The sequence below is a fragment of the Frankia sp. Hr75.2 genome (genome assembly GCF_949319125.1).
GTDB lineage: Bacteria > Actinomycetota > Actinomycetes > Frankiales > Frankiaceae > Parafrankia > Parafrankia soli.
The window spans coordinates 1-880 of the sequence record NZ_CASGGV010000190.1; the positions used below are offsets into that span (position 1 = coordinate 1).

Genomic DNA, 880 nt, shown 5'->3' on the forward strand with positions numbered 1-880 from the left:
CCGCCGTCACCGCGGCATGGCCGCGCACCCCCGTACGTGCGCGGCCGCGCAGCTCGATGTGCGCGACACCCGACCGGCGCCACACCCGCCGCGGCCGCCGAGACGGCCCAGCCAACTCACCGACAACCGTCTCAACGACCTTCCCCGACCACCGCGCGACCGCGGCCGGACGTAGCCAGGGCAGCGGCCTCACACGCCCGACCGCCCGTCCTTGGCGGGACCCGATGCCGGCCCGCTCGATGCCGGCCGTGGCAGCGCGGAGGACGCACCGCGGGTGTGCTGTGCGACATAGGTACCGGCAGCGATGGCCACGGCCACCGGCCACTCGACCAGCTCCGCTACCGCCAACACACCCAGCCCCACGTAGTAGACGGACTTACCCGGCGAGGGCACGCTGACCGGACCCAGCCGCCACCCGTCGCCGGCCAGCCGGCCCGGCACCTCGAACCGGGCGGTGAGGAACGGCAACCGGATCGTCGCGGCCCGCGCCGCCGGCCCCTCCACACCCTCCGACCCAGGCTTGGGCTGGTCATGATTGGTCTGGTGTGTGGCCCCTCGGCCCCTCGTGGTCGTGCTCCCGCGTCCCGCAGGCGGCGTCATGGCATCTCCTTCCCTCGGCACCCCACAGCGAATGGCAGAGCGTAACCGCGCTGCCGCTATTCGTGCACGGTCGGTGATGGGATGAGGCCGCTCCGAGTCGGAGCCGCACCCGCTGAGAGACCGGCACCGACGCGTCGGGCGGACCGGTGGCCTTGCCCGTGGCCCGGGGGCGCCCGGGTGCACCGGTGCCCAGGCCGTACAGTCGCCGTTCGCGGCATACGTTCCCCATGGACCGGAAGTCGCCGTCGCGTGAAGAACGTCCAGATCGTCTGTCGACGCA

Annotated in this window: 2 protein-coding genes; both read right to left on the minus strand. The window is 73.3% G+C overall.

The window, feature by feature from the left end; all coding sequences use genetic code 11:
• Positions 1-193, minus strand: a 193-nt coding sequence (locus AC559T_RS14545) for a hypothetical protein (RefSeq protein ID WP_498869056.1), incomplete at its 3' end; no start/stop codon positions are given.
• On the minus strand, positions 190-504 hold the full coding sequence (locus AC559T_RS14550) for a hypothetical protein (RefSeq protein ID WP_235013740.1): 315 nt from the start codon (positions 502-504) through the stop codon (positions 190-192). The genes AC559T_RS14550 and AC559T_RS14545, both read right to left, overlap by 4 nt.
• Positions 505-880 lie beyond the last annotated feature (376 nt).